The sequence below is a fragment of the Frankia sp. AiPs1 genome, assembly GCF_023716945.1.
In the GTDB taxonomy this organism is placed as follows: Bacteria; Actinomycetota; Actinomycetes; order Frankiales; family Frankiaceae; genus Frankia.
Window position 1 is genome coordinate 1 of record NZ_JAMQQF010001066.1, and the last position, 917, is coordinate 917.

Below are 917 nucleotides of genomic sequence, written 5' to 3' on the forward strand. Positions count from 1 at the left end.
CGGCCGGGGGCCGGGCCGAGGCGCGAGGCCCGGACGCGGCGGAGCCGGCCGGACGCCGTTACCGGGCGCGGGCCGACCGCCGGGACGCCCGCCTGAGGCGGACCCGCCCTCGGCGGGGAAAGCTTCCTTCAGCTTGCGGACGACGGGGGCTTCGACGGTAGACGAAGCGGACTTCACAAACTCGCCCAGGTCTTTCAGCTTGGCGAGCACAGTCTTGCTGTCGACACCAAGCTCCTTGGCGAGCTCGTGTACGCGGGCCTTTCCTGCCACGGTGCTCCTTCTTTCGGCCCGCGGTCCGTGCCCGCGTGACCTCGTTACCTGCCGGTCGTGATCATGGCTGGGTGCTCATTGAGCGATCATCGCTGTCTCGACCTGCTTCCCTGTCGACGTCATCTGGCGCCGCCTCCCGGACCGGGCGCCGTTGCTGGCGGCGTCCGTCCCGTCTGACCCGGGCGCTCCGCTGCCGCAGACCACCCGTACCCCTTACCTTTACCCGACTTTCGCCCCGTCCGGAGCCGTTGCGGCCGAAGGATCCCGCGAACGGGATCCGGCTGCCGCGGGGCGAAACCGCTCCAGGTACAACCTGACCTGCACCGACCCGAGCGGGCCTGGCACCCGCAGCGCTCGCGTAAACGCCCTACGGCGCTCCGCGAGATCGAGGCAGGCGAGGTCTGGATGCAGGTGCGCACCCCGACCATGCATACGCCGACGAGCATCCGGCAGGAGCTCGCCGCTGTCCACGACGATACGCAAGAGGTCGGAACTCGGCGCACGGCTTCGACATCCGATACAGGTACGGACGGGCTCCGCACGACACGCCACCATAAGTCTATCCCGCCCGACCCCGGGAGTGGCCACCCGCGGTGGGAGAGCGCCGCGGAACCCCGGGCGGCCCGGACCGCCGCGGCGGCCCGGCC

At 71.1% G+C, this 917-nt stretch carries 2 protein-coding genes; both read right to left on the minus strand.

Going from position 1 to position 917, the window contains the following annotated elements; all coding sequences use genetic code 11:
• Positions 1-270: translation initiation factor IF-2 N-terminal domain-containing protein (locus tag ND748_RS32880; protein ID WP_251750145.1), on the minus strand; the 270-nt coding region annotated here is incomplete at its 3' end.
• A gap of 219 nt (positions 271-489) precedes the next feature.
• Positions 490-825, minus strand: a complete 336-nt coding sequence (locus tag ND748_RS32885; protein ID WP_251750146.1) for a YlxR family protein — start codon at positions 823-825, stop codon at positions 490-492.
• Positions 826-917 lie beyond the last annotated feature (92 nt).